The organism is Colwellia sp. (assembly GCF_013215345.1).
Classification (GTDB): Bacteria; Pseudomonadota; Gammaproteobacteria; order Enterobacterales; family Alteromonadaceae; genus Colwellia.
The window spans coordinates 1-2,717 of sequence record NZ_JABSOV010000234.1 but is presented as its reverse complement, the minus strand read 5'-3'; the positions used below and the strand labels follow the sequence as shown (position 1 = coordinate 2,717).

At 40.0% G+C, this 2,717-nt stretch carries 4 protein-coding genes; all 4 read left to right on the top strand.

The features are described from left to right. The first annotated feature begins 332 nt into the window (after positions 1-332). Positions 333-1,277 carry a transcription termination factor Rho gene (gene rho / locus HRT50_RS18550; protein WP_291617269.1) on the top strand — a complete coding sequence of 315 codons (945 nt, stop codon included), beginning with the start codon at positions 333-335 and terminating at the stop codon, positions 1,275-1,277. 152 nt (positions 1,278-1,429) lie between these two features. Then, positions 1,430-1,990, top strand: a complete 561-nt coding sequence (locus tag HRT50_RS18545; RefSeq protein WP_291617268.1) for an AraC family transcriptional regulator — start codon at positions 1,430-1,432, stop codon at positions 1,988-1,990. A 128-nt stretch (positions 1,991-2,118) separates the two neighbouring features. Beyond that, entirely contained in the window at positions 2,119-2,496 is a 378-nt protein-coding gene (rsgA, locus tag HRT50_RS18540) for a GTPase RsgA (protein ID WP_291617266.1), read from the top strand. Positions 2,497-2,526: 30 nt separating this feature from the next. After that, positions 2,527-2,717, top strand: a 191-nt coding sequence (rsgA, locus tag HRT50_RS18535; protein ID WP_367238890.1) for a GTPase RsgA, incomplete at its 3' end; no start/stop codon positions are given.

Sequence of the window (2,717 nt, the reverse complement as noted above, 5' to 3'; positions counted from 1 at the left end):
GTTTAGGAATAAGTGAAGGTGTTAAAGGGGTGAACGGTGCTTGCCAAACACACCATTACCGCGGAGCGGTTTAGTTCAATGTGCTAAAAGTGATCATAAACCTCCTATCCCAAGTGGTTTTTTTCTGATAATAATATATGCCAGTATTAATTTTTATAAGTACACTTTGTGCCGATTAGCGTAGAATTCATCAATACTTTTTCTAATACGTTATCATCATTCTTTTAGTCACTGGCAAACTTACACTGTCAACATCCTCAGTTGTTAACTGCCTTAGACGACTAATAACATTTTAAACAAAACCTAATTCACTAGAGCTATAAACCCATATCATGACAAGACAAATATTAACTTTGAACGTAAAAAGAAAAAAAGTCGCTAAACCAGTCGATGAAGTGGTCAAGGTTGTACCTCATGAAGACCCACAAAAGCGTTTTTTAAATGGCGTAGCCATCCATCCTCATCAGTGTATTCGTTTAGAGTTAGGCTCACAGCAGCTCTCTACACGAGCGATGGATTTATTCACACCCATTGGTTTGGGGCAGCGAGGTTTGATTGTTGCTCCACCGGGCTCTGGCAAAACTACACTGTTAAAACATATTTGTCAGTCGGTGGGCACAGCCTATCCCGAGATAAAGCTTTATGCATTACTCATTGATGAGCGTCCGGAAGAAGTGACTGACTTTAAGCGCAGCGTACCGGCAAAAGTATACGCCTCATCGACAGATGAAAGCTATGACCAACACGTTCGTGTAGCCAATGATCTTCTTAACATTGCTCGAAGGGAAGCTGGCGAAGGGCACGATGTCATGATTGTTATTGATTCACTGACCAGGCTCACACGTGTATATAACGCCAATCAAAAAGGCAGCGGTCGTACCATGTCGGGCGGGCTTGACGCTAGAGCGATGGCAATACCACGAAAACTGTTTGGCGCAGCGAGAAAAATTGAACATGGTGGCTCGCTGACCATTCTAGCGACTGTACTGGTAGATACAGGCAGTCGGATGGATCAGGTGATATTTGAGGAGTTCAAGGGCACGGGTAATATGGAAGTGGTTTTATCACGTGATGCGGCAAATCAGCGGGTTTTTCCTGCGTTAGATATTGCTAAAAGTAGCACGCGCCGTGAAGAGTTGCTGCTAAATGCGAAGGAACTCGACAAGGTAAGAGTATTGCGCAGGGCACTTACCGGTCTTAAGCCGGTAGAAGGTGCTATAAAACTGGTTGAGTTACTGGAAAATTATCCAACAAATGCCGAGCTGCTGAACCGTTAGTTATCAACATTAACCTTTCTTTAGTGCAACTGTTCGCTAAAAGTAGAGCTAACTAGTTGCGCTACAAAGGCCCACATTGGCTTTATCCTTACAGTAAAACAATTGAATTAGACCATGCTAAGTAGCTCGCATGTATAGGAATTAAGTTCAAAGTGGGCGCATTATATTCCTTAAATAGTGTGCCCTTTAGCCAAGCATTGTTAAACACAGTTAAAGCGATGAATTTTGAAGGATTTAAAGGTGCTGCTTTCATCAGTGCAGATGAATTACTTGTAAAAGCAAAGGATGAACCGGATAACTGTATTGAACTATTAGATGAATTGTTTTTACCTTTGTTAGCCTATTACCATGAAGATACACATAGCGAAATCACACGAAAAATTATTCCTTTGCTAAGTAATAATAAGCCTATTAATGAGTTAGCTGACCTGCTGTTTTGTTCACAACGTAGTGTCGAACGTAGTTTTTTAAAAGTGACCGGTTTTACTCTTAAGCAATGCCAATCGATGAATAAACTTGTGGCTATTTTAGAATACCTTTATCAACGTAAAGAGAGTGATATTGATTGGGTGGATATTGCCTGTCAGTTTGTTTTTAGCGATCAACCGCATTTAATTCGTTATTTAAAGCAACAAATTCAATTAACGCCAAAAAACTATAGTCAACAACGAGGTTTCACTATCGATGTTTATGGTGGGGTGGCATCCAAATAAAATTGTCGGTTTTGTACAATAGAATTAATCGACGATTCGTTAACATGCACTTAGATACCCGTTACGTTTCAAAATTAATTAGGTGAATTTATCATGAGTGCAGTAGGCACAACATTACTACAATTAGGTTGGAAACCCTTTTTCAACAGCAACTGAGTTTAGCTGAACTTGATTGTTTTAAAGTGGCAAGAATTATTGAGCAGCATCGTAATAAGCTTGTCCTACTATCAGAGCAAGGTCAGCTAAACTTAGTCGTACCTGCTAATAGTGAACAAGTTTGTGTCGGTGACTGGGTTTTATTTGATCAAACCGAGAAATTCATTCGAGTTTTACATCGCATGTCCACCTTTCAACGAAAAGCCCGAGGTTCCAAAATAACTACTCAACTTATTGCTACCAATATCGATAGCTTAATGATTGTTTGCTCACTCAACAATGACTTTAACCTTAATCGAATAGAGCGATATTTAGCGATATTTAGCGATTGCCAAAGAAGCGCAAGTTGAGCCAATCGTGGTGTTAACAAAAGCGGAGCAATGCAGCGATGTAGCAGACAAGCATCTACAAGTTCAAGCATTAGATCAAATGATGCTGGTGCATACACTCAACGTATTAGAGCAAAGGGAATTGCAGCCATAAGAGAAGATGATAGCAAAGGTCGTTATACTACTACTTTTAGATCATTAAAAATATTACCACAAGGTGGACTTTTGATGGATACGCCAGG